Raw genomic sequence first — 26325 nt, forward strand, 5'->3', positions numbered from 1 at the left:
GCAAGTTTGTAATCGTGATTTAAGGCACATTTTAAAATAAATATTTCGATGATAAACTTAAAGTTTAACGAAATTATGACATTGAAAAATTAAATTTTTCTTTATTCATATGATTTTTAAGTGAAATTCAAAAAGCATAAAAAATGGACAGTGTAAGAACTGTCCATTTAGTAAGAAATAAATTGTTTAAATTTTCTCTAAAAGAACGCCTGACTCGACATGGTGGGTATAAGGAAATTGATCGAACAGCGCAAATTTAGTGATTTTATGAGTTTCCGATAACATCTTTAAATTGTCGTGCAAAGTATCTGGATTGCATGAAATATAAATAATACGGTTAAAGCGTTGAAGCAGCTTCAAGGTATCATCATCAATGCCTGCACGAGGTGGATCAACAAATACAGTATCGAAGTCATAACTTTGAATATCAATATTGGCTTCTTGTAAACGTCTAAACTCACGTTCTGCATTGAATGCTAAGGTAAAATCTTCAGCTGAAAGGCGAGCAACTTGAATATTATTAATTTGATTTTGCTCAATATTCCATTGCGCTGCATAAACTGATGATTTAGCCAGTTCCGTTGCTAGAACGCGATTAAACTTTAGCGATAATGGAAGGGTAAAATTACCATTACCGCAATAAAGCTCTAAAAGATCTTTATCACTGGTTTGAGCTGCATTACATGCCCACTCCAGCATTTTTTGACAAACTTGCGCATTAGGTTGCGTGAAGCTACTTTCAATTTGCTTATATTTGAATTTACGGTCAAATACTTGTAATTCTTCAACTACATATTCATCCGTCAATACAATTTTTTGACCACGGCTGCGACCAATAATCTTAATATTGAGTTTTGAAGATAAATTTTTTGCTAGTTGTTCCCAGTCTTGATCAAGCGGACAACGATAAATCAATGAAACCAGCATTTCACCGTTCAACGTTGAAAGAAAATGTACTTCAAACAGACGCTTAGAGAGCACTGCATTTGATTTTAGTTCAGACAGGAGAACTGGCATTAAATCATTAATAGATTTATCCGCGATTGGAAACTCATCAACACGTACAACTTTCTTTTGAATACCATCTTCCGTGCGTTCAAACATGGCATAAAACATATCATCTTCTGTATGCCAAATACGGAACTCAGCTCGCATACGGAAATGTTTTTCAGGAGATGAAAAAACTTCTAGTTCAGGTGGTTGATATTCAGCAAATTGATTGCGGATACGTTCAATTTTTGCATCAAGTTGTTGTTGATAAATAGAAGTCATAAAAATCTAAAAAAACTAGCACAAAGCAGAGTGAATGGTAGCAAATAATAAGCCAACATTCTTCTAAATCTTTATGCTGTTGTGACTATCTTTTGGTGAGGTGCTCAACTAAGTAGTCGATGAACACTCGTACAGCTGGTAATAAACCACGGCGAGAAGGGTAAACCACATGAAAAATACCGTGTGGTGCATTCCAGTTAGGCAGAACCTTAACAAGACGCCCATCTTTAATATAATCTTCAACAATACTGTCTGGGAGTAATGCTACCCCACAATTGTCACTTGCAAGTTGTGCAAGCATAAGTAAGTCAGAGCCCATCACGACTGGACTCACTTTGACTTTAATCGATTTGTTGTTTGAATCATGTAGTACGAGTTGTTGATCAGTATGTTCATCAACCATACTTAATATTCGATGATTTGAGAGTTCTTCAGGTTTTTTGATAGATCCAAATTCATTGAGATAAGCCTGGCTGGCGAAAAGATGTTGTTCAATATTTTCAAATTTTCGAATGACCAAACTTGGGTCATCATCTAAACTTGAGCGAACACGAAGCGCTAAATCAATTCCTTCATTGATGATATCGACACGTCGATTAGTAACCATCAATTGAACTTTGATTTCAGGATACTGCTTAAGGAAATTTGGCAGTATTTTGGTCATTTCATGCTGGGCAATTGATACGGGTAAACTGACACGAATTAAGCCTCTTGGTTGTTCACTTAAATGATCTACCAAATCATGAGCAGATTGGGCAGCATTCATCATTACTTGCGCATGGCGATAAATGTTCATCCCAATATCAGTGACAGCAAAATGACGTGAACTACGTTGAATAAGCCTTACACCGAGATTTTCTTCTAAATTATAAACACGTCGACTCAATTTTGATTTGGGAATGTCAGTTGCTCGCTCGGCAGCGCTAAAACCACCATGTTCGACAACAAGGGCAAAGCAATAAAAATCATCTAAATCTGAAAGCATGGATTCATTCCATATATGCGACGTTTTGTTAAAAAATACATTATTGTTCTGAATAGTCAATTGAGTTGCTGTGTTTTCTCTAAAATCTAAGGTTGTTATATGTAGTAATGAATAAAGAGGGCTATTTAAAAATCTAAAAGCAATGGTTAAACTTATGTTTTATAGCACGTAATACTTAAGGTTGACATGGCTTATACAACAATTGAACTTCAAGATCCTCAAGAAAATGTACAGTGCCCGCATTGTCAACACGCTGTTATCGACTGGAATGAAGAGCAATATATTCAACCTTGTGATCATACATTGTTTATTGCTATGGACTTGGGATTTGAATTTATTTCAGATGAATTTGAAGCAACTATGCCTCGCACAGTAGATGAAATTCATGCAGATGATGAAAACTCGGATGTGTTTACTGAGATTACACGTTCTGATTTAGCTCAGTTTAAAATTTATAAAGTTGCATTGGGTGTCGAAAACCTCAATCGTTATATTGGTTTCCAATCATAATTTTTTTAATCACACGCATATGGTGAAAAGACTTGGAGTTACCTTGAGTCTTTTAATTTCTTTATATTGGGTTATTGATTGCAAAGTTCTAAGTTTGTGTTAATTCATGATAAGTTCAATGCTTTGCATAAAGAAATCATGGCTATCATAAAACGCACTTATGGCTATAAACATCTGATCTATTTTTGGATTGGTTCGTGTTTTATCGATCAACTTCACCTTAGATCCAAGTGAATTCTATCTAACCCACTTGGATTTCAGCATTAGGATGACTCAACCTGCTTTTTTTAGGGGTTGCAATTAAATAAGCCAATGTCAAAGGACCGAGACGACCCGCAAACATCAGTATCATGAGCATATATAAACTTGCAGGTTGTAATTCTGAAGTAATACCTCTAGATAATCCGACTGTACAAGCCGCGGAAACAGCTTCAAATAGTAAATCTAGAAAACGTTTATTAGGCTCTAAAATTAACAGCGTAAAGAAACCAATGAAAATGAGCATAGCAGTTATGCTAATGACCGCAAGAGCTTTATAGGTGACCGTTGCGGGAATCGAGTGTTTAAAAACAGTGACTTCGTCAGCTCGTCTCAAAAACGTGATCACACTCAATACAACAATAATAAATGTACCTACTTTAATACCACCAGCAGTACTTAAAGATCCGCCTCCAATAAACATTAATAGCATAGTCACCAAGGTTGCTGGATCACTCATACTGGCCATATCAATACTATTAAATCCAGAGGATCGTGGTACTGTGGCATGAAACCAAGCATTTAATGCTTGGTCTCCAATTGACATTGGGGCGAGGGTCAATGGATTATTTGCTTCTAAACACCAAATCATAATAAAGGCAAATAGATTGAGTCCTGCGATAGTAGAAAGAATGAGTTTGCTGTTTGTTGAGAGTTTTTTCCACTTATGAGCGCGTTTGATATCCATAAGTACCACAAAACCTATTCCACCAATGATATACAACATACTTATGGTCAGTGTTACAGCATATTGACCTGAAAAGCTCATTAAGCTGTTTGGAAAAAGAGAGAAACCACCATTATTAAATGCTGAGATACTGTAAAAGGCTGCATAAAACAGAGCATCACTAAAATCGTAGTATTGAAGCCATGTAAATGTCAGGATGAATGTTCCAATCCCTTCGAAAAATAGAGAATACAATAAGACGGCTTTAACAGTGAACGAGGCCCTTGCTAAACTGGTTTGACCAATTGTTTCTTGAGCCATCACTTGTTGCTTTAAACCAAGTTTAGTGGAAAGGCTCAAAGCAGCCAAAATTGCGAAGGTCATGAATCCTAAGCCACCACATTGGATGAGTAGCATAATGATGAACTGACCAAAAGTCGTATATGCCTCGCCAATATTGACCACAGAAAGTCCCGTAATTGTCACAGCAGACGTGGCGGTAAATAAGGCTTCTAGCCAAGAGACATTTCCTTCGTGTGCAAAGGGAAGTTTTAGCAGTAATGTTCCAATGATAATAAAACTGAGAAAGCCCAAAGCAAGCAAACTTGGTGGACTCAAATTAATACTTTGCGTTTTTTTATTGATCAATTGATCATAAAATTTCATCATTTCGAAATAAATCTCGATGAGAGTTTACGTAAAAGATTGACAGGACCTTCAACAATTAAAATGTCATTTTTTTGCAGCAATGTACCAGGTGCGATGTCATAAATTACATGTGTGCCACGTTGTAATAATAATGTTTGTACGCCGTCGCTGTGCTCCATGATATCTTTAAATTCTACACCTTGTAGTTTTTCACCCACTTCCACTTTGACAATATAACGGTCATCATTCAACGCCATATAGCGTCTAACCATTGGGTAGCTTAATGATTGTGCAACGCGAATACCCATGTCTTCTTCTGGATGAATAATTTGACCAATACCGAGATGCGTCAAAATCATATGATGGGCTTTCGATTTTGCTTTTACTAGGATTTTTTCTACGCCTAAATTTTTAAGGTTGAGGACACATAGAATACTGGCCTCAATATCTTCTCCAATTGCGACAACGACGGCATCGCAATTCTGTACATTCAGTTCTCGAAGTACATGTTCATCTGTGGCATCGGCGATGACAGCATGACTGATGTTATCAGAGATATTTTCAACGTATTTTTTTTCAGTATCGATTCCAATCACATCATGTTTTAATTGAGTGAGTTCTAATGCAACTGTACCACCAAAGCTGCCTAAGCCAATTACTGCAAATAGCGCCATTGAATATCCTAAAATTTTAAAGATCAGAAAGTAATGATTTGATTTTAATTTCGCTTCGAGTGAGTTTATCTTGTTGATCTGAGTTGATTCAATTCATTTATTGAGGATTATTTGTGATCACTATAAAAATAGTAAATCGTAATTGAAATCAATGTCCATGAAAGTGCTAAGTAAATATAAGTTAAATGAATATGATCGATCATAAAGTTAGCATGAACGAAACTTGTCATGAGCACAATTGCCATCATATATATCAACGTCATACGATAACGATAAATAGGTGCTAATCCCAACATGATATAGGGTAGTGCTGCATAACCTAAAAAAATAAAAACTTCGAGGAATTTGCTTACGGTGGTAACTTCAGGATATAGATATTTCGAAATAAACAGAATTGCGGAAAAGATGATCCACATGAGAAAAGGAATTACTACAAAACTGAACCATATTTGCATGATTTATCTTAATATCTAAAATTTTAAAGTGATCGTTTTTTCTATCTTTCGATTTTAATTGTATATCAATTATTGAATTAAAAAAGCCTGTCAAAATGACAGGCTGTATTGATTTTATTTGAGGAAACGTTGATAACCAAGATTATTGGTAATTTCTTCGTATGGATAATTGATACTTTCTAATGTTTCAACTAAACCATCAGGGTTTTGTTGTGCATCTTCAGCTTCGAGTCCAACCAATACACGACCTTCAGCCGCACCATGATTACGATAATGGAACAGGGTAATGTTATGCGTTGGACCAAGACGTTCCAAGAATGTTAATAATGCACCTGGACGTTCAGGAAATTCAACGCGGAATAAACGTTCATTTTCAATATCAGCATGACCACCGATCAGGTAGCGAATATGTAATTTGGCAACTTCATCATCAGATAAGTCATCCACATCGTACTGAAACTTTAATGTCTCGAATATTTCTTGACGTTCTTTTTCGCCGCTTTTTAAACTAATTCCAACAAATACTTGCGCTGCAGTCGCACTACTTGCACGGTAGTTGAATTCAGTAATATTTCGACCTTGAAGGGCACGACAGAAATTGAGGAATGCACCTTTTTGTTCAGGAATCGTGACAGCAAAAATAGCTTCTTTACGTTCACCTAATTCAGTTCGTTCTGCAATATATCGTAAACGGTCAAAGTTCATATTTGCACCGCATACAATTGAAACGATGTTTTTACCTTCTAAGCCGTGCTCAGCCACATATTTTTTAATACCAGCAAGTGCCATCGCACCTGACGGCTCAACAATACTACGGCATTCATCATAGGTGTCTTTAATTGCTGCGCATATTTCATCAGTATTCACAAGAACAACTTCTGGTTCTACGATTGGACCTGAATTGTCAGATTTTTGCAGACGAATCACTTCGAAAGGTTTTTCACCGATTTGCGCCACAGCTGTACCATCGGCGAATAAACCAACTGAAGGCAGAATTACACGTTCATTTACTTCTAAAGCAGCTTTTAAACAAGCTGACTCGTCATATTCCACAGGAATAACTTTGACATGCGGTGCTACATCACCAAGGTAAGCAGCAACGCCTGCAATCAAACCGCCACCACCAACGGCAACAAATACATAATCCACATCTCGCCATTGACGTAAAATTTCATTGGCAATTGTACCTTGACCAGCCATAACGAGTTCATCGTCATAAGGCGGAATAAAAGTCATTCCTTCTTCTTGCGCACGTTGAATTGCGTATTTATTTGCGATATCAAAAGAATCACCATGAAGTACGACTTCACCACCTAAACGCTTTACAGCTTGGACTTTAATGTCTGGTGTTGTCTTGGGCATCACAATAATCGCGCGAATTCCTAATTTTTTTCCTGAGAGTGCTACGCCTTGAGCATGGTTACCAGCAGAAGCGGTAATGACACCTCGTTCTAGGTGAGCTTTAGGAAGTTGGCTGATTCTGTTATAGGCACCGCGGAGTTTGAAGGAGAATACGGGTTGTAGGTCTTCACGTTTAAAACGAATATTATTGTTAAGACGTTCACTAATTCGTGGTGCCGCTTCGAGTGGGGTTTCGATAGCAACGTCGTATACCGTTGCTTGTAAAATTTGTCGAACCAAACGAGACAGCATGTTAATTTTCCATCTAACAGTTTAAAATAGGCGCTTATTGTAACAAACCATAAGGCTTAGCGGTTTAAAATAACTGCAAAAGTCCAAATTAGTTGAGTGAAGTCATGAGTCTATATGCAACCCAAGATGAGAAAAAACAAGCAGCAGCACAAGCAGCTTTAAAACACTTACCGAAAGGGGGCATTTTAGGCGTAGGCACAGGCAGTACTGTTAACTTTTTGATTGATTTACTTCCTGAACTTCAATTAGAAGCTGCAGTTGCAAGTTCGGAAGCGACTGCACAGCGTTTGAAGAAGCTGGGTATTGAAGTGGTAGATATGAACTCAGTGGGTGGTCTTGATGCATATGTAGATGGTGCAGATGAGATTGATCGTCATATGCACATGATCAAAGGTGGTGGTGCGGCATTGACACGTGAAAAAATCGTGGCATCGATTGCAAAAAAATTCGTCTGTATCGTAGATGATTCGAAATGGGTAGATCAGTTGGGGCGTGATTTTCCACTTCCTGTTGAAGTGATTCCAATGGCACGTTCTGCTGTTGCTCGTAAAATTGTCTCTTTAGGTGGCGACCCAGCGTATCGTGAAGGTGTAGTGACCGACAATGGTAACGTGATTTTAGACGTGCATAACTTAAATATCTTAAATGCACTTGAGCTTGAAAAAACATTGAATGATATTCCTGGTGTGGTATGCAACGGTATCTTTGCTTTGAATAAAGCAGACATTGCGATTGTTGCGACCAACAATGGTATTGAAGAGCGTACAGCAGTTTAATTTTAACTCCTTGACGAGCTGTTCTCCCCAAACTCCCTCTTTTAAATAGAAGGGCTTTTCTTCCCCCTTTCTTAAAGGGGGAGATGGGGATTTAATAATTAAAGAATAACAATGACTTTATCCGACCTTCCTGATATTGAAATCACCAAAAGTATTCGATCGAAAAGACTACGTCTACGTATAGATGGAACGTCAATTCGTGTGACTGCGCCATGGTTTTGTACCCATAAACAAATACAACAGTTTGTTCAAGATTCAGAAGCTTGGATTGTTCAAACTTGGCAGGCACAACAAAGTAAAATTCAACAGATTGATCACGTTTTACCTTTATCTTTACAGTTATTTAATTTAGAAAATCCTATTCAAATTCAATATATTCAGCAGAAATTAAACTATAAGTTTGATTCAGTGATGAATGAGCTGAGTGTGAGTGATCGTCAGCCTCAACAATATTTAAAAGCCTTTGTTATTGATTATGCTAAACAGCATCTGCCTGTATATCTGGCTCAAGTATCTGATCAGTGTGGTTTAGCTTATCGTGGCTGTAAGATTCGTCAGCCAAAAACGCGGTGGGGAAGTTGTACAGCACGTCATGACATTATGTTGAATAGTGCTTTGGTGCTTTTTCCTCAGGAAATAACACGCTATGTTTGTGTGCATGAATTAGCACATACAAAGCATTTTGATCATAGTGCTCAGTTTTGGGCGGAAGTGGCGAAGTATGATCCAGATTTTAAACTTAACCGAAAAAAATTAAAAATAACGCCGTTGCCATATTGGTGGATGCATAATTAATTATTATGCTGGGATTGCTTTGTCGATATTAAAAAATCAATTGTTTAGCGCTAGTCAATTAGTCTGATCTGGCGACTGGTATTCTAAATTTTGGCTATCATGATTGCTCTGTTTGGTTAGTTTGTCTCTAATATGCTCATAAGACGAATTGGTGTGTGTTTTTTTGATTCTAATTTTGTCAATACCTGCTTTAATGCTTTATAGCATCCTCATGTATATTCTACTGAACCCGAGTAATCCTATTCACTTTCATTGGACGAACTATTTATCGCTTTTTGGCGGGGCTATAGCGTGGTTGATATTATTGATCATGGCAATTTTATAGATAAATCAAAAAAAAGATTTCTAAATTGCTTTCCGTGAGTGGAGGGTTATGTTCGGTATGGGGAGTAACTCCTTTTGTTGTGAAACAGGATCCGATCGTATTTCTTGCTCTCCCAGGGTTTATATTTGCACTGTATTTATGCTATTTGAGTTGGCAGGTAAATCAATGAAGTCACATGATAGACTTTATTAGATGCTTAACAGAGCCATCTAAATTATTAAACTTATAAAATAACAGCATTCCCATATGAAAGGGTTCAGAAAGTCACAAGTTCCTGTCATACTACTGCCTGTAACGAATACAGTCATTTAGAGGTAGATATCGTGATTTCAGTTGGTATTGTTGGTGGTACAGGATATACAGGCGTTGAACTTTTGCGTCTTTTGCTGCGACACCCAAATGTTCAAGTGAAAGCACTGACTTCTCGTACTGAGGCTGGTCGTCGTGTCGATGATATGTTTCCAAGTTTACGTGGTCATACCGATCTAGAGTTTTCAGATTTAAGCTTAGATTTATTAAAGTCTTGCGATGTTGTGTTTTTTGCGACACCACATGGTGTAGCGATGAAACACGCTGAAGAATTAGTAGCAGCGAATACAAAAGTAATCGATTTAGCCGCTGACTTTCGTTTGCAGGATTTAGCGCAATTTGAAAAATGGTACGGTATGGAGCATGCTTGTCCAGATCTACTTAAAAATTCAGTGTATGGGCTTTCTGAGCTCAATCGTGAAAAAATTAAACAAGCTCAAGTGATTGGTAATCCTGGTTGTTATCCAACGACAGTTCAAATTGGTTTGGCGCCTGTACTGAGATCTTCAGAAGTATTGGTAAAACCTGAAAGTATTATTATTGATGCAAAATCTGGTGTATCTGGAGCTGGACGCAAAGCAAGTTTAGGCATGATCTATACTGAAAATGCTGATAACTTCAAAGCCTACGGTGTTGCAGGGCATCGCCATCATCCTGAAATTGTTGAAGCGCTTGAAAATATATCGGGACAGAAAGGTGTATTTGACAATATCCTTTTTGTTCCGCATTTGGTGCCGATGATTCGTGGCATGTTATCTACAATATATATCGACTTAACAGAAGCAGGTCAGCAAGCCGATTTGCAAGTAATTTACGAACAGTTCTACCAAAACGAGCAGTTTGTTGATGTTATGCCGGTAGGAAGTTCACCAGAAACTCGTTCTGTTCGTGGATCAAATGATTTACGTATTGCGTTGTATAAACCACAACCAACAAAGTTAGTCATTTTAGTTGCCCAAGATAACTTGGTGAAAGGTGCAGCAGGACAAGCTGTTCAAAACATGAATTTAATGTTTGGATTTGCGGAAAATGCAGGCCTTAACGTGATTGGTTTATTACCATAAAAAACCTTTTTTGACTTCACACACATTTAACTTTGCAGTTAAATGTGTGTTTTGATTTTATAAATTAGAGATGACGATGCAAAACTCAGAATCAAATAATACGTCACAGCATAAAGATGAAAAAAATATCGGTTTTTTTCAATCGAATAAACCCCTTATGGCGGGTGGAATCATCTTATGTGCAGGCAGTTTACTTCTGGGCTATACGGTTGGTCATCGTCAAGGTCTAACTGTAGTTGGTTATGATGCTGACGCGGAACAATTGGTTGAAGTTGTCGAAAAACAAAAAAAAGAATTATCTGAGCTGAATAAGAAATTAAATACCTCAGTTCAAGAACGTGATGTTGCTGTAACTAACTCAAATGATATGTATGCTGCATTAAATCAAGCCAACGCTGAAAAACTTCAAATTGAAGGTCAGAGTGCGATTTTCCGAGAAGTGCTGAGACAACGTGGTGGATTAAGTTTAACAGTGCAAAATTTAGCTGTTAAGTCGCTTCCAGAAAATGTATATGAATATCAGGTTGATTTAGTTCAAGTCAGTCCGAATAAACGTAAAGCATCTGGTGAAATTGAAATCAGATTAATTCAAGGTACGGAAGTCTTGGTTGTTCCAATTTCAGAAAAATCATTCGATTTCGACCATTATCAGCGATTAACTGGTCGTTGGACGATGCCAAAAGGCTTTACGCCCCAATTTATTGAAATCCGTGTAAAAGGCTCAAGTGCTCAAACCAAGCGCTTTAGTTGGCAACGTGGTGAAGCAATCGAATCAACTGCTGCATTTGCAGCTGAAGTACCGCAAGCTGCGGCAAATTCTCAATAATAGATTATAGAGTGCTATGCGAAGTAATAAACGTCATAAATGTCTCAATGACATTAAATTATCATTTCAACAATCTGGATTGGTGGATTGGCACTTCAATCCACGATTGAGTGATGCACAAAATGATGAAGCCGATGGCGATTTAGCTGTAGCAACAGCACCACCGCAATTTAAGCGACCTCCCTTATACAATGTGGTATTGTTGAATGATGATTACACGCCAATGGATTTTGTAATTGAAATTTTACAACAATACTTTGCATTGAATCTTGACCAAGCTACCGAAGTAATGCTAACAGTACATTATCAAGGGAAAGGTATCGCAGGTGTCTATCCTAGAGACATTGCTGAAACCAAGGCGAATCAAGTCAACAATTATGCGCGCTCTCAAAGTCATCCATTGCTTTGCCAGATCGAGCCACAAGAATAAGGGGATCACATGCTCAGTCGTCAATTAGAAGTATCACTGCGTTTGGCTGTTAGCATGGCTCGTCAAAAGAGACATGAGTTTCTTACAGTTGAACATTTGTTACTCGCACTTTTAGATAATGATTCTGCCGTGAATGCACTAAAAGCCTGCGGTGCAGAAATTGTCAGTTTGCGTAAAGAACTTGAAGAGTATGTAGAGCAACATACGCCTAAATTAGGCGATAATGCTGAGCAAGCGCCTCATCCTACAGAAAGCTTTGATCGTATATTGCAACGTGCAATTTTCCATGTTCAGTCTAGTGGTGGAGATCGGACAGTTGAAGGTGCAGATGTACTGGTTGCAATGTACTCAGAAAGAGATTCATTTGCGGTTTATTTGCTAAAACGCCACCAAATCAATCGTCTTACTTTAACTCAATATCTTTCACACGGTGCGCGTAAGGAAGATGTTCCAGCTGAAGAAGAAACGGATGACTTAGATGGTGAAAACTCAGCCTCAGCAAATGCAGGTCCATTAGAACTTTATACCCTAAATCTCAATGCAGAAGCTTTAAAGGGTAAAACCGATCCTTTGATTGGTCGTGAAAAAGAAATTGAGCGTGCAGCTCAAATTCTATGTCGACGTCGTAAAAACAATCCGCTTTTGGTGGGTGATCCAGGTGTGGGTAAAACATCCATAGCAGAAGGTTTGGCTTGGCTGATTGTTAACAATAAAGCACCAAAGCCACTGCTGAATGCGGAAGTCTATAGTTTGGATATCGGTGCACTTGTTGCAGGTACAAAATACCGTGGTGACTTTGAGAAACGATTAAAGCAATTGTTAAATGCCCTAAAGAAGAAGCCCGAAGCAATTTTGTTTATAGATGAAATTCATATGATCATTGGTGCAGGCTCAAGTATGGGTAGCACTATGGATGCATCGAATTTAATCAAACCTGCATTGGCAAATGGTACTTTACGTTGCATTGGCTCAACAACGTTTCAAGAATATCGTCAAGTTTTTGAAAAAGATCATGCATTATCACGCCGTTTCCAAAAAATTGATGTTAATGAGCCATCAATTAATGAAACAATTGATATTCTTCGTGGACTCAAGTCTAAATTTGAAGAATTTCATAAAGTTCAATATGATGATGCAGCTCTTGTTTCTGCAGTTGAGTTATCGGCTAAATTTATCAATGATCGCTTCCTCCCAGATAAAGCGATTGACGTAATAGATGAAGCAGGGGCACAACGACGTTTGAGAGCTGATCAAGATAACACTTTGATTACAGTTGAAAATATTGAAGATATTGTTTCGAAAATTGCACGAATTCCACCTAAAACTGTGTCTAAAGATGATAAATCTGTACTTGAGCACTTAGAGCGTGATCTTAAACGAGTTGTATTTGGTCAAGATGAGGCAATTACCGCATTATCCTCTGCAATTAAATTGTCACGAGCTGGGCTTAAAGCACCAGATAAGCCAGTTGGTAGTTTTGTATTTGCAGGACCTACTGGTGTAGGTAAAACTGAGGTAACAAAACAACTTGCAAAACTACTCGGTGTTGAACTAGTCAGATTTGATATGTCTGAATATATGGAACGCCATGCGGTTTCACGTTTAATTGGTGCACCTCCAGGTTATGTTGGTTTTGATCAAGGTGGCTTACTGACTGACGCAATACATAAAAATCCACATTGTGTATTGTTATTGGATGAGATTGAAAAGGCACATCCTGATGTGTTTAATTTATTGCTGCAAGTCATGGATCATGGTTCATTAACTGATAATAATGGTCGTAAGTCAGACTTCAGAAATGTCATTATAGTGTTAACAACGAATATTGGCGCTGAAAGTATTTCCCGTACAAGTATTGGTTTTACAGAGCAAGATAATAGTCGTGATAATCAGGAAGCAATGAAGAAGGCATTTACACCAGAGTTTAGAAACCGCTTAGATGGGGTTATTCAATTTAAAGCTCTACCTACGACAGTAATCGATTCTGTAGTAGATAAATTCCTTACAGAACTTCAAGCTCAACTTGATGACAAAAAAGTTGTTTTAGAAGTAGATCAGTCTGCACGAGATTGGTTAAGTGAAAACGGTTATGATCGTCTGATGGGTGCTCGTCCAATGCAGCGTTTGATTCAAGAGCATTTGAAAAAGCCGCTTGCTGAAATGATTTTATTTGGTGAGCTGGCTGAAAACGGCGGTAATGTAGCAGTAACAGTTAAAAAAGAAGATGGCAAAGCCGTTGGATTAAAGTTGGAAGTATTTGAAGATTCTGCAGCTGAACCAGCATAGTGTGTTATTAATTGTATTAAAGCCCGTTTATTTAAACGGGCTTTAATTTTTGGGTGAAAGTATGGACATACAAGTTACAAAAGTAATATCTACGACAGCTTTATTTTTTCTGACAGCACTGATGGAAATATTAGGGTGTTACTTTCCATATTTGATCCTAAATCAAGGGCGTTCGCATTGGTTGTGGCTACCCACTTTTGTCGCACTCGCTGCTTTTGTGTGGTTATTGACTTTGCATCCAGCAGCATCAGGTCGAATATATGCTGCATATGGGGGTATTTATATTTGTTCGGCATTGTTGTGGTTAAAGTTTGTGGATCAAATGGATCTTACTAAATGGGATATCATTGGTGGCGGAGTGGTTATTTTCGGGGCGCTGATTATCATTTTACAGCCACAAGGCTTAATTCGGTGAGTTGTTATAGGAGAAAGTCTGTTTAATTAAATTAATAATAAATCGACCTTGAATATTTTTGAGAAAAATTTAGAAGCCTATTTAATAAAATTTACATAAAGGCTTTTTAAATTGGCATGAAATAGGCATATATTTTCCGCCTATAATTTTGAAATACTTCAGAGTTTCATCATTATTCGACAATAAACAATGTAATTAGAATAAGGATTTTTCATTTGTCTACAACATATTCCAAGCAAGAAAAAACCAGCCGTATCAAAGGAATTATTGGTGCAGCTTCTGGTAATTTAGTTGAATGGTTTGATTTTTATATATATGCAGTATTTGCTGTATATTTTACCCAAGCTTTAACTGCGCCAGATATGGATAGTTCTACCCAAGCCATCTATGTGTGGGGTGTATTTGCAGCAAGCTTTTTTATGCGACCTATCGGTAGTTGGCTTTTTGGTCGAATTGCAGATAAACACGGTCGAAAAAAATCAATGGTCATCTCAATTATATTGATGGCTATAAGTTCTTTCATGTTTGCAGCGTTACCAACGTATGAGCAAGTGGGTATGGCTGCACCGTTTTTATTATTAATGGTTCGATTGCTTCAAGGCTTATCCGTTGGTGGTGAATATGGTGCTGTGGCGACTTATATGAGTGAATTGGGTTTAAAAGGTCAACGTGGCTTTTTTTCATCATTTCAATACGTAACGCTCACGGGTGGTCAACTCCTTGCAAGTTTATTGGGTGTAATATTCTTAGCTTTTATGTCTGAACAGCAGCTTTATGATGGGGGATGGCGAATTCCATTTATTATTGGTGGTGTTGCAGCAATTTTATCTTTATTAGCGAGAAGTAGATTAGAAGAGACTTTATCCGGTGATGAAAGTGATAAAGAAGATTCTGGTACACTTCGTGAGCTTTTTAAAAATCACTGGAAAACTTTCCTTTTGGTAGTTGGTTATACTTCAGCAGGCTCTCTTAGTTTCTATGTGATTACAGTTTACTCAAAAACTTACCTTACCAATATTGGAATAGATCCTAAAACGGTAGGGTTGATGATGACAGCCTGCATTTTTGTACTCATGGTGGCGCAACCATTCTTTGGTGCATTGTCAGATCGTATTGGTCGCAGAAATTCTATGCTGTTATTTAGTGGTCTGATGGCTATATTTATCTATCCAGTCATGGCAATCGGGATGAGATATTTCAGCGAAACTCCATTCATTGTCGCGATGCTACTGATTTTCCTGATGCTATTGCTTAGTTTGTATACCTCTATTGGCGGTATTGTAAAAGCTGAAATGTTTCCTCCGCATGTACGTGCATTGGGTGTAGGTTTCTCTTATGCGATAGGTAATGCCGTATTTGGTGGTTCTGCACCTTCTGTTGCCTTGCAGTTTAAGGCCGCAGGAATTGAAAATTCATTTTTTATTTACGTGATCATTATTTTAATCGTATGTTTCTTTTGTAGTTGGCAACTTCCCAAAGAACCTAAATATTTAAAAGATGATCATTAAGATTTAGAAAATAAAAAAGCACCCGAGGGTGCTTTTTTAGTGGATGAAATTAATCTTTTTTTAAGCTTTCATTGATGAGGAACTCAACAAGTGCTTTTTGAGCGTGAAGGCGGTTTTCAGCTTCATCCCATACCACAGCATTTTTGTGATCGAGCATATTTTCTGAAATTTCTTCACCGCGATGGGCAGGTAAACAGTGCATAAATAAACAGTCTGGATGAGCAAGATCCATTAGACGTTCATTGACTTGAAAATCAGCAAAAGCTTTTTCACGAATTTTTTGCTCTTCTTCTTGTCCCATGCTGGCCCAAACATCAGTAACGATAAGGTCGGCATTCACTGCAGCATCTTCAGCAGAGTCTACAACTTCGGCGCAGTGCGCGAATTCAGAGAGAAATTCAGGTTTTGGTTCATAACCTTTTGGTGATGCAATCTTAAGTTTAAAGCCCCACATATGTGCAGCTTCGATATATGAGTTACACATATTATTACCATCACCAATCCACGCAACGGCTTTGCCTTGGATAGAGCCACGGTGTTCTACGAATGTTTGAACATCAGCAAGCAATTGGCAAGGGTGGTGATCATCGGTCAGTGCATTAATAACTGGGACTTTAGAATATTCTGCAAAACGTGTGACAATATCGTGGCCAAAAGTACGAATCATCACAATATCAAGCATGCTTGAAATAACGCGAGCTGAATCTTCAATCGGTTCGCCGCGACCTAATTGCGTATCCCGGGACGAGAGGAAAATTGCGCTACCACCAAATTGGGTCATACCAGCTTCAAAAGAAACACGGGTACGTGTGCTCGATTTTTCAAAAATCATTCCCATTACTTTACCAACAAAGGGTTGGTAGACTTCATGATTATGCTGCATGCGTTTTAATTCTATAGCACGATCAATAATGCGATTTAATTCTGCAGTTGAAAGGTCACGTAAAGTAAGAAAATGTCGTAGAGCCATGGTTACTCCACAATCATTGTTTCGTCAAAATAGTGAATGAGACGACCAATAATTGTTGGTTGATGAAAAAAAACGAGAATCGACTAATATACTATATGTAAAGAGAATTGCAAAAAAACTAGACTTTTTGGTGCCCATCTAGGAAGCGATCGACAGAATAGCTGATGTATTCGATGGTTTCTTGATCGGTTTCAAGTACTGGTATCCCCATTAAAATTTTCCATTCTAAATTTCTTAAGATTCCAAAATATAATTGAGCAGAAAATAAAGGATTTTCACATTTTAACACACCAAGTTTATGCGCATTTTCTAATGCATTTGCGATCGCTAACTGGATATGTTTAGGGCCTTTTTCGTGCAAATAAAGAGCAAGTTCTGGATTTTTTTGGGATTGCTCAATCACGAGGCGCATAAAGGCAGTGTGATCTTCTTTTTTAATGTGGCGATGAAAGTTAAGTAGTGTATGTATCAGATAAGATCTAAAATCGCCATGATCTGGATCATATGCAACACAGATATCTTTAAAAAAGAGTTCACGTCGATAATCACATATAGCAGTAAAAAGGCCTTCTTTGCCGCCAAAATATTTATAAATAGATGCTTTGGAGCCTCCAGCATGTTGAACAATATCATCCAAAGACACAGCATCGTAGCCACGTTCCAAGAATAGCGTATTAGCGCTTAGCAATAATGCTAAACGTCGTTCTTGACCACGGCGAGTATGGGGCATATCACAACCAGAAGTTTCAATATGCGGAAATGGATGTTGCATGCAGTATCAATAGCGAAAATGAAATTGGAGATGGAGTATAACAAATTAAAGCACTTAACGCCTGACACTCAAAATAATAACAAAATCAAAAAATGAATGATAATTCATTTTTATATGACTAAAGTTTTAGAGCAAAAATACTAAACGGTCATATATCAAACTAAATTTATAGATATACTAAAAACTCGATAATTATAGTAAACACTGTGGAAAGGAATATGACAGAACAATCGTCTGCAGGCTTAAGATTTAGACAAGCATTAGAAGTGGAAAAGCCATTACAAATCATCGGAACTGTAAATGCATATGCAGCAATGATGGCAAAACAAGTTGGCTATAAAGCAATTTATCTATCAGGCGCAGGTGTTGCAAACTATTCCTATGGTCTTCCTGATTTGGGAATGACGAGTTTAGATAATGTGCTTGAAGATGTTCGTCGTATCACTGAACGTGTAGATACGCCTTTGCTTGTGGATATTGATACAGGTTGGGGCGGTGCATTTAATATTGCACGAAGTATCAAGCAAATGATCGCTGCTGGAGCTGCTGCTGTTCATATTGAAGACCAAGTTGCGCAAAAACGCTGCGGACATCGTCCGAATAAAGAAATTGTGTCACAACAAGAAATGGTAGACCGTATTAAGGCTGCTGTTGATGCAAAAACTGATTCTAATTTTGTGGTCATGGCACGTACGGATGCGCTGCAAAAAGAAGGGCTTCAAGCCGTCATTGATCGTGCATGTGCATGTGTTGAAGCTGGAGCTGATGCTATTTTTGCGGAAGCGATGACTAATATAACGATGTATAAAACAGTCTGTGATGCTGTAGGTGTGCCTGTGCTAGCGAATATCACTGAATTTGGTGATACCCCTTATTATACAACCGAAGAGCTAGCAGAACAGGGGATTTCAATGGTGTTATACCCATTGTCTGCGACACGTGCGATGCAGAAAGCAGCATTAGAAGTGATGCATTCAATTCGTAAAGACGGCACGCAAGTGAATGTTATTGATAAAATGCAACAACGAAAAGAATTATACGAGTTCCTTGATTATCATACTTTCGAAAACACACTAGATAAGCTATTCACTCAGGAGAAATAAAAAAATGGCTGAAGGAAAAGTATTGACTGGCGCAGGATTGCGTGGACAAGTCGCAGGTAAAACAGCACTTTCAACCGTTGGGAAAAGTGGTGCAGGCTTAACATATCGTGGTTATGATGTTCAGGATTTGGCGGAAAATTGCCAATTTGAAGAAGTTGCATATTTAATTTTCTTTGGTGAACTACCTACGGCGCAACAACTTGCGGACTATAAAGCAAAACTAAAATCACTGAGAGCATTACCACAAGCACTAAAAGAAGTGCTTGAGCGTATTCCAGCAGATTCACATCCTATGGATGTTATGCGTACAGGTGTTTCTATGTTGGGTAACTTAGAAACAGAACAGTCCTTTGGTGAACAGCAAGATATAGCTGATCGTATTTTGGCAACATTGCCAGCCATTATTTGTTATTGGTATCGATATAGCCATGATGGTGTTCGTATCGAAGAAAATACTGATGACGACTCAATTGGTGCTCAATTCTTGCATTTATTGCGTGGCGAAAAACCTAATGAATTGCATGAACAAGTCATGAATGTTTCTTTAATTCTCTATGCAGAACATGAATTTAATGCTTCAACATTTACGGCACGTGTGTGTGCTTCGACGTTATCAGATTTACATTCGTGTATTACAGGTGCGATTGGTTCTTTGCGTGGTCCACTGCATGGCGGTGCAAATGAAGCGGCAATGGATATGATTGAGCAATGGAAATCTCCTGAAGAAGCTGAGCGCGAAATGCTGGGTATGCTTGAACGCAAAGAAAAAATCATGGGCTTTGGTCATGCAATTTACAAAGACAATGATCCACGTAATGGGATTATTAAGGTATGGTCTGAGCGCTTGGCTAAGGACGTAGGAGATACTGTTTTATATCCAGTATCAGTACGTTGTGAAGAAGTCATGTGGCGAGAGAAAAAATTATTCTGTAATGCTGATTTCTTCCATGCTTCTGCTTATCACTTTATGGGTATACCAACGAAGCTATTCACGCCAATTTTTGTGATGTCTCGTGTAACAGGATGGGCGGCACATGTGATGGAGCAGCGTGCGGACAACCGTATTATTCGACCAAGTGCAGATTACACAGGACCTGAATTACGCAAAGTTGTACCAATTGAACAGCGTGTTTGAAAAGCATAATAAAAAGCTCTTTCGGGAGCTTTTTATTTTGTTGAGCAGAGTAAAATGGCATCTTGTTTTTCGTAGCCTGTTTCAGTAGGAATACCCATATAACTAATAACTGCAACGCGATAATTGGGGAAAGTGTGAGGAAATGCGTAAAGTTTTTTGATCTGAGGTAAATTACGATGATATCGAATATTATCGAATTGTTGGCTTTCATACATTGAAGGTTTAGAACTTTGGCTGAGTTGTACCTGAGATTGGAATTTACTTACTTTAATTTCAGGCACGTTTAACCAAAAATTTCCAGTCTGTTCTCTTTGTTTATTTAATTTTAGGTTAGCAGTCTTAGGGCTTAATGGCGCTGGTTTGACAAGGCGAGCTTGAATACTTTGAATTTTGCGAAGCGTATGCTGAGTTTCAGTAATGTGATTTCGGCTATTTAATGGGGTATAAATGGATTGAACCTCAATCGCTTTATGTGGGTTTCTGCTGTTGAGCAAATAATAATAAAGTGTTGGTGGTCGACCAGATTCATCATGGTAATGGCGTAAATAATATATTTTCTGATCTTTAATATCTGAACCTAGTACTTCTATTGTCTCCGGACCGCCGACTGTGGCAAAGGAGGGTGAAGAAATAAGGCAGAAGATGATACCTAGATAAGTTTTATGCTTTAAGTGATTATTGTTCATTTGGACTCATCTTTTTGTATTTTATATTGAGCATGATTTAAAATTTTAGAATTATGATGAAGAATAGGTTAATCAAATGTGTTGATTAACCTAAATCTAGAAGTTTACTCGGCAGTAGTGCTTACAGCTTCATCTTCATCATCTTCAGCAGTATCCATTCCTAATTCTTTTAGCTTACGAGTCAAGGTATTGCGACCCCAACCTAAAAGCTCAGCAGCATGGCGTTTTCTTCCTCGAGTTTGTTGTAGTGCAGCATTAATTAAGGTGCGTTCAAACATAGGCGTGGCGATATCCAATAATTTCATTTCGCCATTTTTGAGTTTTTGTACAGCCCACTGACTAAGCAACTCATCCCAATGCTGAATAGCGATACGATCTGCTTGATTGTGTGGATGATTTGGATCATCAGATTTTTGGATTGGTAGTTGTTTTAACTCAGAAGGAAGATCTTCTGGGTAAACCTCTCTTCCAGTAATCATCACTGTCAGCCAGCGACATGTGTTTTCAAGTTGACGTACATTACCTTGCCAAGGCAACTGTTTCATGTATTCAATAGTTTCTGTACGTAAAATCTTTGGACTTACACCAAGTTCTTTACCTGCTCGTGCGAGAAAGTGTTGTGCGAGCATCGGAATGTCTTCCGAGCGGTGAGCAAGTTTAGGAATATGAATACGAATTACATTCAGACGATGATAAAGATCCTCACGGAAGCGTCCATCATGTACTAATTTTTCTAGATCTTGGTGAGTCGCAGCGACAATGCGGACATCAACACGCACTGGAATGTGTCCACCGACGCGATAAAACTCGCCATCAGCTAAAACACGCAATAAACGCGTTTGGGTTTCGAATGGCATGTCCCCAATTTCATCAAGGAATAATGTACCGCCATTGGCTTGCTCAAAACGACCTTGTCGCTGAGTATTAGCGCCAGTGAATGCACCTTTTTCATGACCAAATAATTCAGTTTCAATCAAATCTTTCGGAATGGCAGCCATATTAAGCGCAATAAATGGCTTACTGCTACGAGGTGAATGACGATGCAATGCATGAGCGACTAACTCTTTACCTGTACCTGACTCACCATTAATTAATACCGTAATGTGTGATTGCGACAAACGTCCAATTGCTCGGAAGACTTCCTGCATTGCAGGAGATTCTCCAATGATCTCAGTTGATTGAATTGGCTGTACGGTTGATTTCGCAGATTCTTGTTGTTGGAGCTTATTAATGTGCATGATGGCACGATTGACAAGTGCTAAAGCCTCATCAATATCAAATGGTTTTGGTAAATATTCAAAAGCACCCGTTTGATAGCTTGATACTGCTGACTCTAGATCCGAATGTGCCGTCATGATGATCACAGGTAGATCAGGATAATGACCTTTGACTTTAGCGAGAAAGCTAAGACCATCAATTCCTGGCATCCGTATATCTGTCAAAATTACATCAGGTGTATCATCAAGTAACTGATCCAGTGCAGATTGAGCTTCTTCGAAACTGGTAACATCTAAACCTTCTTCTTTAAATGTTTTTTCTAGAACCCAACGCATGGCGCGATCGTCATCTATTACCCAAATTTTATTTCGCGACATGGTTTAACTCCCAAGGTATATAAAGACTAAATACGGTTTTGCCCGGAACGGATTGGCATTCAATCATTCCATTGTGTTGATGCATAATATTTTGTGCGATGCTCAGACCTAAGCCTGTTCCTTTAGCGCGTCCTGTGACTAATGGATAAAATACGGACTCTAAAATTTCCTCTGGAACGCCAGGGCCGTTATCTTCGATATCAATTCGAACAGTTGAGCGATGTAAAGTTCCGTTAATCGTGACAAGGCGATGAATACGTGTACGCAGGGTTAATTCAGGTTGAGTGTCTTGAAAAAACTCTTTATTTTCAGTCATGGCCTGAATAGCATTTACACTGATGTTCAACATCACTTGAATAAGTTGATCCCGATCTGCTTCAACATCAGGTAAAGAAAGATCATAATCACGAGTAATTTTAATTTTCTTTTTTGTTTGGTTCACAATCAGAGAACGAACGCGTTCCAAAGGCTCGTGAATATTTACAGGTTCATAGCTTGGTAACTGCCGAGAACCGAGCATTGTGTCAGCAAGATTTCTCAGGCGATCTACTTCACTAATAATAATGTCCGTAAATTCTTTATATTCAGGATCATTTAAACTACGTGCCAATAATTGAGTTGCGCCACGTATGCCCCCTAATGGATTCTTAATCTCATGCGCGACACCTCTGATTAATTGGCGTGCGACCTGATGTTGTTGAATAAAATTTTCTTCTTTAGAAATTTTCAACATTCGATCAATTGGATTGAGTTCAATCAGAAGGAGGGGGTGATAACTTTTGCCAGTGTTAAGTTGGGCAACAGAATAGTCAACATGTACATCTTTAAAGTTCACAATAATAGTCGCTTCGCGGCGGGTATAAGCTTGCCCCGTGAGTAATGTATTCGTGAGTGCTTCTTCTGTGTTAAATGAATCACCTGGAGATTGTAAAATACTGAGCACAGATTGACCTGATGCTCTTAATAAGCTGATATCAAAGAGTGCTTCACATGAGGAATTTAAATAAAAAATATTTAATTCACTATCGACTAAAAGTATCGCAGTGCTCAAGTTGTCTACGAGTAAACGGTAATCAATCGTTGGTTGTTGATTCATTAACCTTAAAATCCTGTCTTAAAATAGAGCAATTGCATCTATGTATTTTTCCATCACTGCTCACAAAGAGGGAGTTATTTAATTTTAACGTCCTCAAATAAAGCAAAATATGAGCCAACTTTGTTTGAAATCGTTAAAAACAACTAAAATGAACTCATTTATTAAGAAAAAAAGCGCGAAGCGATTGCAAAATATTCATGCAAAGTTGGGTTTATTTAATAATGCATCATATTGGTGCGATTGCAATATTTTTTAAAATTTATGGGAATATTTTGGTGCGTTATGCAAAGAGTGGGGTTTTCAACTGTTTTTATGAATTGAAAAGACATACAATACGCGGATTCTAGTGGAGCGCAGATTCATGAAATCCCCCAAAGTCGGTTTTGTTTCTTTAGGTTGTCCTAAGGCATTGGTAGATTCCGAGCGAATTCTTACTCAGTTAAAAACTGAAGGTTATGATGTAGCGTCGGATTATGACGGTGCTGATTTAGTTGTTGTTAATACCTGTGGTTTTATTGAATCTGCAGTACAAGAGTCATTAGACGCGATTGGTGAGGCGATGAGTGCGAACGGTCGCGTCATCGTAACAGGTTGTTTGGGTAAAGATGAAGAAAAAATTCGTCAAATGCATCCAAACGTACTTAAAGTTACTGGTGCAGCAGCTTATCAAGAAGTAATGGAAGCTGTGCATCAATATGTTCCTGAACCTCCTAAACATAATCCGTTTATTGATCTTGTGCCAGAACAAGGTATTCGATTAACACCAAAACATTATGCATATTTAAAGATATCTGAAGGCTGTAACCACCGTTGTACCTTCTGTATTATTCCAAGTATGCGTGGCGATCTCGTATCTCGCCCAGTTGGTTCTGTATTAGAAGAAGCGGCGGCTTTAAAACGATCTGGTGTAAAGGAAGTCTTGGTTATTTCTCAAGATACTTCGGCATATGGTGTAGATACAAAATACAAGCTTGATTTTTGGAATGGTCAGCCTGTAAAAACTAAGTTCTATGATATGTGTGAAGCATTAGGTCAATTGGGTATTTGGGTGCGTCTGCATTATGTCTACCCATATCCACATGTTGATGCGGTTATCGATTTGATGGCACAGGGTAAGATCTTGCCTTACTTAGATATTCCATTCCAACACGCTAGCCCTAAAATTTTAAAACTAATGAAGCGTCCAGCGCATAGTGAAAACACGCTAGAGCGTTTAAAAGTTTGGCGTGAAAAGTGTCCTGATTTAGTCATTCGTTCAACATTTGTTGTTGGCTTCCCGGGTGAAACTGAAGAAGATTTCGTGCAACTTCTAGATTGGTTGAAAGAAGCTCAGCTCGATCGCGTTGGTTGTTTTACATACTCTCCAGTTGAAGGTGCAACTGCAAATGATCTGCCAGATCATGTGCCTGAAGAAATTAAACAGGAACGCTACGAACGCTTTATGCAGGTTCAGCAAGAAATTTCTGCTGCAAAACTACAAAAGCGTATTGGTCAAACCATGACTGTGCTGGTTGATGATCTAGAAGAAGAGTTTCCAGTTGCAGTGGCGCGTTCTTATGCAGATGCCCCTGAAATTGATGGAAATGTCTTTGTGGAAGATATTGATAAGAGCATGATTAAAGCAGGTGATTTACTGGTTGTTAAAATCACTGATGCGGATGAATACGACCTTTATGCAGAATTGATTGAAATTAAAACCGCATAATTGTTTGAAGTAATACTTATAAATGAATTCGGATATTGGAGTTTGTGATGTTAGATTCTAAAAAACCACGCTTTGGTCGTATTCTGCTAAAACTTTCGGGTGAAGCGCTAGCAGGCAATAAAGATATGGGTATTGATGCACAAGTGCTTGATCAAATGTCTTTATCTATTGCTCACTTGGTTGGTCTAGGTGTGCAAGTTGGTATCGTTGTGGGTGGTGGTAACCTTTATCGTGGTAGCCAATTACAGCAAGATGGTTTGGTTGGTCGCGTAACAGGTGATCAAATGGGTATGCTAGCAACTGTGATGAACGGTTTGGCGCTACGAGATGCATTGGTACGTCGTAATATTAAAACCCGTTTAATGTCAGCATTACCAATCGGTACAGTTGTAGAATCATATTCTAGCCGTGATGCGATTCGTCATTTAAATAATGGTGAAGTTTGTGTGTTTGTGGCGGGTACTGGTAATCCATTCTTTACGACAGATACCGCTGCTTGCTTACGTGGTATTGAGATTGAGGCCAACTTAATTCTTAAAGCGACGAAGGTAGATGGTGTCTACAATAAAGATCCAAGCAAATACGAAGATGCTGTTAAATATGATGCATTAACATTTGACCAAGTCTTAGATGAGAAACTTGGTGTAATGGATTTAACCGCGATTTGCTTATGCCGTGACCATAATGTTCCACTTCAAGTATTCGATATGAATAAATCAGGTGCGTTATTGTCAGTGGTTATGGGTGAAAAAGAAGGTACTCACGTTACTAATTGATGTACGTGGCTTTCAAAGCTATTTATACTAAACACTATTTTGATTTAAATTTTGAGAATTAGGTAAGGAAGATCACATGATTAACGATCTTAAAAAAGATGCTGAAGAGCGCATGAATAAATCATTGGACTCATTAGAGCATGGTTTTGCTAAAGTTCGTACAGGTCGTGCACATCCATCAATTCTTAACGGCGTAATGGTTCCTTACTATGGCTCTGATGTGCCATTAAACCAAGTTGCTAACATTGGTGTTGAAGATTCGCGTACATTGCTTGTTCAACCTTTCGAGCGCACTATGGTTGCTGCAATTGATAAAGCAATTCGTGAGTCAGATTTAGGTTTGAACCCAATTACTGCTGATTCAATTCGTGTACCAATGGCGGCATTAACTGAAGAAACACGCCGTGATATGCAAAAAGTGGCACGTAACGAGGCTGAAAATGCAAAAGTTGCGATTCGTAATATTCGCCGTGATGTATTAGGTGATATTAAAGCGTTGCTGAAAGAAAAAGAAATTTCTGAAGACGATGAGCGTCGTGCTGGCGATGAAATCCAAAAAATCACAGATAAATTTGTTGCTGAAGTTGAAAAGCGTTTAGCAGCAAAAGAAGCAGAGTTGATGAAGGTCTAA

25 protein-coding genes are annotated in these 26325 nt (G+C 38.3%); 14 read left to right on the forward strand and 11 right to left on the reverse strand.

What is annotated here, in order from left to right:
• Positions 1–186 precede the first annotated feature (186 nt).
• Both trmA and AC1M9F_RS02890 read right to left on the reverse strand, forming a co-directional pair.
• On the reverse strand, positions 187–1272 hold the full coding sequence (gene trmA / locus AC1M9F_RS02885) for a tRNA (uridine(54)-C5)-methyltransferase TrmA (protein WP_481597012.1): 1086 nt from the start codon (positions 1270–1272) through the stop codon (positions 187–189).
• Positions 1273–1357: 85 nt separating this feature from the next.
• Entirely contained in the window at positions 1358–2257 is a 900-nt protein-coding gene (locus AC1M9F_RS02890; RefSeq protein ID WP_035263702.1) for a LysR substrate-binding domain-containing protein, read from the reverse strand.
• Positions 2258–2443: 186 nt separating this feature from the next.
• On the opposite strand from AC1M9F_RS02890, the gene AC1M9F_RS02895 reads away from it, so the two are divergent.
• Positions 2444–2767, forward strand: coding sequence for a hypothetical protein (locus AC1M9F_RS02895; protein WP_481592687.1), 324 nt, complete (start codon positions 2444–2446; stop codon positions 2765–2767).
• Positions 2768–3008: 241 nt separating this feature from the next.
• Here the strand turns inward: AC1M9F_RS02895 and AC1M9F_RS02900 are convergent, their stop codons facing one another.
• The 4 genes from AC1M9F_RS02900 to ilvA all read right to left on the reverse strand — a co-directional run bounded on the left by AC1M9F_RS02900 (position 3009) and on the right by ilvA (position 7122).
• Positions 3009–4358 (reverse strand): TrkH family potassium uptake protein, encoded by a 1350-nt coding sequence (locus AC1M9F_RS02900; protein ID WP_481588561.1) that lies wholly within the window; start codon positions 4356–4358, stop codon positions 3009–3011.
• Positions 4358–5014 (reverse strand): potassium channel family protein, encoded by a 657-nt coding sequence (locus AC1M9F_RS02905; RefSeq protein ID WP_035263698.1) that lies wholly within the window; start codon positions 5012–5014, stop codon positions 4358–4360. Before AC1M9F_RS02905 ends, AC1M9F_RS02900 begins: the two co-directional genes overlap by 1 nt.
• A gap of 107 nt (positions 5015–5121) precedes the next feature.
• Positions 5122–5469, reverse strand: coding sequence for a hypothetical protein (locus tag AC1M9F_RS02910; RefSeq protein WP_481591053.1), 348 nt, complete (start codon positions 5467–5469; stop codon positions 5122–5124).
• A 114-nt stretch (positions 5470–5583) separates the two neighbouring features.
• On the reverse strand, positions 5584–7122 hold the full coding sequence (gene ilvA / locus AC1M9F_RS02915; protein ID WP_481588202.1) for a threonine ammonia-lyase, biosynthetic: 1539 nt from the start codon (positions 7120–7122) through the stop codon (positions 5584–5586).
• 104 nt (positions 7123–7226) lie between these two features.
• Between ilvA and rpiA the strand changes: the two genes are divergently transcribed.
• The 8 genes from rpiA to AC1M9F_RS02955 all read left to right on the forward strand — a co-directional run bounded on the left by rpiA (position 7227) and on the right by AC1M9F_RS02955 (position 15856).
• The gene (gene rpiA / locus AC1M9F_RS02920) at positions 7227–7898 is read left to right on the forward strand and encodes a ribose-5-phosphate isomerase RpiA (protein WP_035263693.1); all 672 of its coding nucleotides are present in this window, start codon (positions 7227–7229) and stop codon (positions 7896–7898) included.
• A 111-nt stretch (positions 7899–8009) separates the two neighbouring features.
• Positions 8010–8693 (forward strand): M48 family metallopeptidase, encoded by a 684-nt coding sequence (locus AC1M9F_RS02925; protein ID WP_481597013.1) that lies wholly within the window; start codon positions 8010–8012, stop codon positions 8691–8693.
• A gap of 648 nt (positions 8694–9341) precedes the next feature.
• Positions 9342–10391 (forward strand): N-acetyl-gamma-glutamyl-phosphate reductase, encoded by a 1050-nt coding sequence (argC, locus tag AC1M9F_RS02930; protein ID WP_481597014.1) that lies wholly within the window; start codon positions 9342–9344, stop codon positions 10389–10391.
• A gap of 76 nt (positions 10392–10467) precedes the next feature.
• The gene (locus tag AC1M9F_RS02935; RefSeq protein WP_481597015.1) at positions 10468–11217 is read left to right on the forward strand and encodes a DUF6776 family protein; all 750 of its coding nucleotides are present in this window, start codon (positions 10468–10470) and stop codon (positions 11215–11217) included.
• A 16-nt stretch (positions 11218–11233) separates the two neighbouring features.
• On the forward strand, positions 11234–11647 hold the full coding sequence (gene clpS / locus AC1M9F_RS02940; protein WP_035263688.1) for an ATP-dependent Clp protease adapter ClpS: 414 nt from the start codon (positions 11234–11236) through the stop codon (positions 11645–11647).
• A 9-nt stretch (positions 11648–11656) separates the two neighbouring features.
• Positions 11657–13933 carry an ATP-dependent Clp protease ATP-binding subunit ClpA gene (clpA, locus tag AC1M9F_RS02945; RefSeq protein WP_035263687.1) on the forward strand — a complete coding sequence of 759 codons (2277 nt, stop codon included), beginning with the start codon at positions 11657–11659 and terminating at the stop codon, positions 13931–13933.
• Positions 13934–13994: 61 nt separating this feature from the next.
• On the forward strand, positions 13995–14348 hold the full coding sequence (locus AC1M9F_RS02950) for a YnfA family protein (protein ID WP_092766358.1): 354 nt from the start codon (positions 13995–13997) through the stop codon (positions 14346–14348).
• Between the two features lie 215 nt (positions 14349–14563).
• Complete coding sequence (locus AC1M9F_RS02955; RefSeq protein ID WP_481597016.1) at positions 14564–15856, forward strand: MFS transporter; 1293 nt, start codon at positions 14564–14566, stop codon at positions 15854–15856.
• A 49-nt stretch (positions 15857–15905) separates the two neighbouring features.
• Here AC1M9F_RS02955 and argF read toward each other — a convergent pair whose 3' ends face one another.
• Together argF and AC1M9F_RS02965 are read right to left on the reverse strand one after the other, a co-directional pair.
• On the reverse strand, positions 15906–16826 hold the full coding sequence (gene argF / locus AC1M9F_RS02960) for an ornithine carbamoyltransferase (protein ID WP_481597017.1): 921 nt from the start codon (positions 16824–16826) through the stop codon (positions 15906–15908).
• A gap of 118 nt (positions 16827–16944) precedes the next feature.
• Positions 16945–17598 carry a TetR/AcrR family transcriptional regulator gene (locus tag AC1M9F_RS02965; protein ID WP_092766355.1) on the reverse strand — a complete coding sequence of 218 codons (654 nt, stop codon included), beginning with the start codon at positions 17596–17598 and terminating at the stop codon, positions 16945–16947.
• A 218-nt stretch (positions 17599–17816) separates the two neighbouring features.
• Here AC1M9F_RS02965 and prpB point away from each other — a divergent pair, with 218 nt between their 5' ends.
• Together prpB and prpC are read left to right on the forward strand one after the other, a co-directional pair.
• Entirely contained in the window at positions 17817–18701 is an 885-nt protein-coding gene (prpB, locus tag AC1M9F_RS02970; protein WP_481597018.1) for a methylisocitrate lyase, read from the forward strand.
• A 4-nt stretch (positions 18702–18705) separates the two neighbouring features.
• A complete protein-coding gene (prpC, locus tag AC1M9F_RS02975; protein WP_481597019.1) occupies positions 18706–19836 on the forward strand; it encodes a bifunctional 2-methylcitrate synthase/citrate synthase in 1131 nt (376 codons plus the stop codon).
• 32 nt (positions 19837–19868) lie between these two features.
• On the opposite strand, the gene AC1M9F_RS02980 is transcribed toward prpC, so the two are convergent.
• The 3 genes from AC1M9F_RS02980 to glnL all read right to left on the reverse strand — a co-directional run bounded on the left by AC1M9F_RS02980 (position 19869) and on the right by glnL (position 23213).
• Positions 19869–20522 carry a hypothetical protein gene (locus AC1M9F_RS02980; protein ID WP_481597020.1) on the reverse strand — a complete coding sequence of 218 codons (654 nt, stop codon included), beginning with the start codon at positions 20520–20522 and terminating at the stop codon, positions 19869–19871.
• A 104-nt stretch (positions 20523–20626) separates the two neighbouring features.
• Positions 20627–22117: a nitrogen regulation protein NR(I) gene (glnG, locus tag AC1M9F_RS02985; RefSeq protein WP_481597021.1), complete on the reverse strand. Its 1491-nt coding sequence runs from the start codon at positions 22115–22117 to the stop codon at positions 20627–20629.
• The gene (gene glnL, locus AC1M9F_RS02990; protein WP_180027802.1) at positions 22104–23213 is read right to left on the reverse strand and encodes a nitrogen regulation protein NR(II); all 1110 of its coding nucleotides are present in this window, start codon (positions 23211–23213) and stop codon (positions 22104–22106) included. Before glnL ends, glnG begins: the two co-directional genes overlap by 14 nt.
• A gap of 361 nt (positions 23214–23574) precedes the next feature.
• Here glnL and rimO point away from each other — a divergent pair, with 361 nt between their 5' ends.
• From rimO to frr, 3 genes are all read left to right on the forward strand, one after another.
• Complete coding sequence (gene rimO, locus AC1M9F_RS02995) at positions 23575–24918, forward strand: 30S ribosomal protein S12 methylthiotransferase RimO (protein WP_179998097.1); 1344 nt, start codon at positions 23575–23577, stop codon at positions 24916–24918.
• A 47-nt stretch (positions 24919–24965) separates the two neighbouring features.
• Positions 24966–25694, forward strand: a complete 729-nt coding sequence (gene pyrH / locus AC1M9F_RS03000) for a UMP kinase (protein WP_035263670.1) — start codon at positions 24966–24968, stop codon at positions 25692–25694.
• Positions 25695–25770: 76 nt separating this feature from the next.
• Positions 25771–26325, forward strand: a complete 555-nt coding sequence (frr, locus tag AC1M9F_RS03005; RefSeq protein ID WP_035263669.1) for a ribosome recycling factor — start codon at positions 25771–25773, stop codon at positions 26323–26325.

It is taken from the genome of Acinetobacter sp. ANC_7504, assembly GCF_056779995.1.

Bases quoted from the DNA above. Each gene is read 5' to 3' on its own strand.
- trmA (WP_481597012.1), bottom strand. From the start codon at position 1,272: ATGACTTCTATTTATCAACAACAACTTGATGCAAAAATTGAACGTATC.
- AC1M9F_RS02890 (WP_035263702.1), bottom strand. From the start codon at position 2,257: ATGCTTTCAGATTTAGATGATTTTTATTGCTTTGCCCTTGTTGTCGAA.
- AC1M9F_RS02895 (WP_481592687.1), top strand. From the start codon at position 2,444: ATGGCTTATACAACAATTGAACTTCAAGATCCTCAAGAAAATGTACAG.
- AC1M9F_RS02900 (WP_481588561.1), bottom strand. From the start codon at position 4,358: ATGAAATTTTATGATCAATTGATCAATAAAAAAACGCAAAGTATTAAT.
- AC1M9F_RS02905 (WP_035263698.1), bottom strand. From the start codon at position 5,014: ATGGCGCTATTTGCAGTAATTGGCTTAGGCAGCTTTGGTGGTACAGTT.
- AC1M9F_RS02910 (WP_481591053.1), bottom strand. From the start codon at position 5,469: ATGCAAATATGGTTCAGTTTTGTAGTAATTCCTTTTCTCATGTGGATC.
- ilvA (WP_481588202.1), bottom strand. From the start codon at position 7,122: ATGCTGTCTCGTTTGGTTCGACAAATTTTACAAGCAACGGTATACGAC.
- rpiA (WP_035263693.1), top strand. From the start codon at position 7,227: ATGAGTCTATATGCAACCCAAGATGAGAAAAAACAAGCAGCAGCACAA.
- AC1M9F_RS02925 (WP_481597013.1), top strand. From the start codon at position 8,010: ATGACTTTATCCGACCTTCCTGATATTGAAATCACCAAAAGTATTCGA.
- AC1M9F_RS02935 (WP_481597015.1), top strand. From the start codon at position 10,468: ATGCAAAACTCAGAATCAAATAATACGTCACAGCATAAAGATGAAAAA.
- clpS (WP_035263688.1), top strand. From the start codon at position 11,234: ATGCGAAGTAATAAACGTCATAAATGTCTCAATGACATTAAATTATCA.
- clpA (WP_035263687.1), top strand. From the start codon at position 11,657: ATGCTCAGTCGTCAATTAGAAGTATCACTGCGTTTGGCTGTTAGCATG.
- AC1M9F_RS02950 (WP_092766358.1), top strand. From the start codon at position 13,995: ATGGACATACAAGTTACAAAAGTAATATCTACGACAGCTTTATTTTTT.
- argF (WP_481597017.1), bottom strand. From the start codon at position 16,826: ATGGCTCTACGACATTTTCTTACTTTACGTGACCTTTCAACTGCAGAA.
- AC1M9F_RS02965 (WP_092766355.1), bottom strand. From the start codon at position 17,598: ATGCAACATCCATTTCCGCATATTGAAACTTCTGGTTGTGATATGCCC.
- prpB (WP_481597018.1), top strand. From the start codon at position 17,817: ATGACAGAACAATCGTCTGCAGGCTTAAGATTTAGACAAGCATTAGAA.
- prpC (WP_481597019.1), top strand. From the start codon at position 18,706: ATGGCTGAAGGAAAAGTATTGACTGGCGCAGGATTGCGTGGACAAGTC.
- AC1M9F_RS02980 (WP_481597020.1), bottom strand. From the start codon at position 20,522: ATGAACAATAATCACTTAAAGCATAAAACTTATCTAGGTATCATCTTC.
- glnG (WP_481597021.1), bottom strand. From the start codon at position 22,117: ATGTCGCGAAATAAAATTTGGGTAATAGATGACGATCGCGCCATGCGT.
- glnL (WP_180027802.1), bottom strand. From the start codon at position 23,213: ATGAATCAACAACCAACGATTGATTACCGTTTACTCGTAGACAACTTG.
- rimO (WP_179998097.1), top strand. From the start codon at position 23,575: ATGAAATCCCCCAAAGTCGGTTTTGTTTCTTTAGGTTGTCCTAAGGCA.
- pyrH (WP_035263670.1), top strand. From the start codon at position 24,966: ATGTTAGATTCTAAAAAACCACGCTTTGGTCGTATTCTGCTAAAACTT.
- frr (WP_035263669.1), top strand. From the start codon at position 25,771: ATGATTAACGATCTTAAAAAAGATGCTGAAGAGCGCATGAATAAATCA.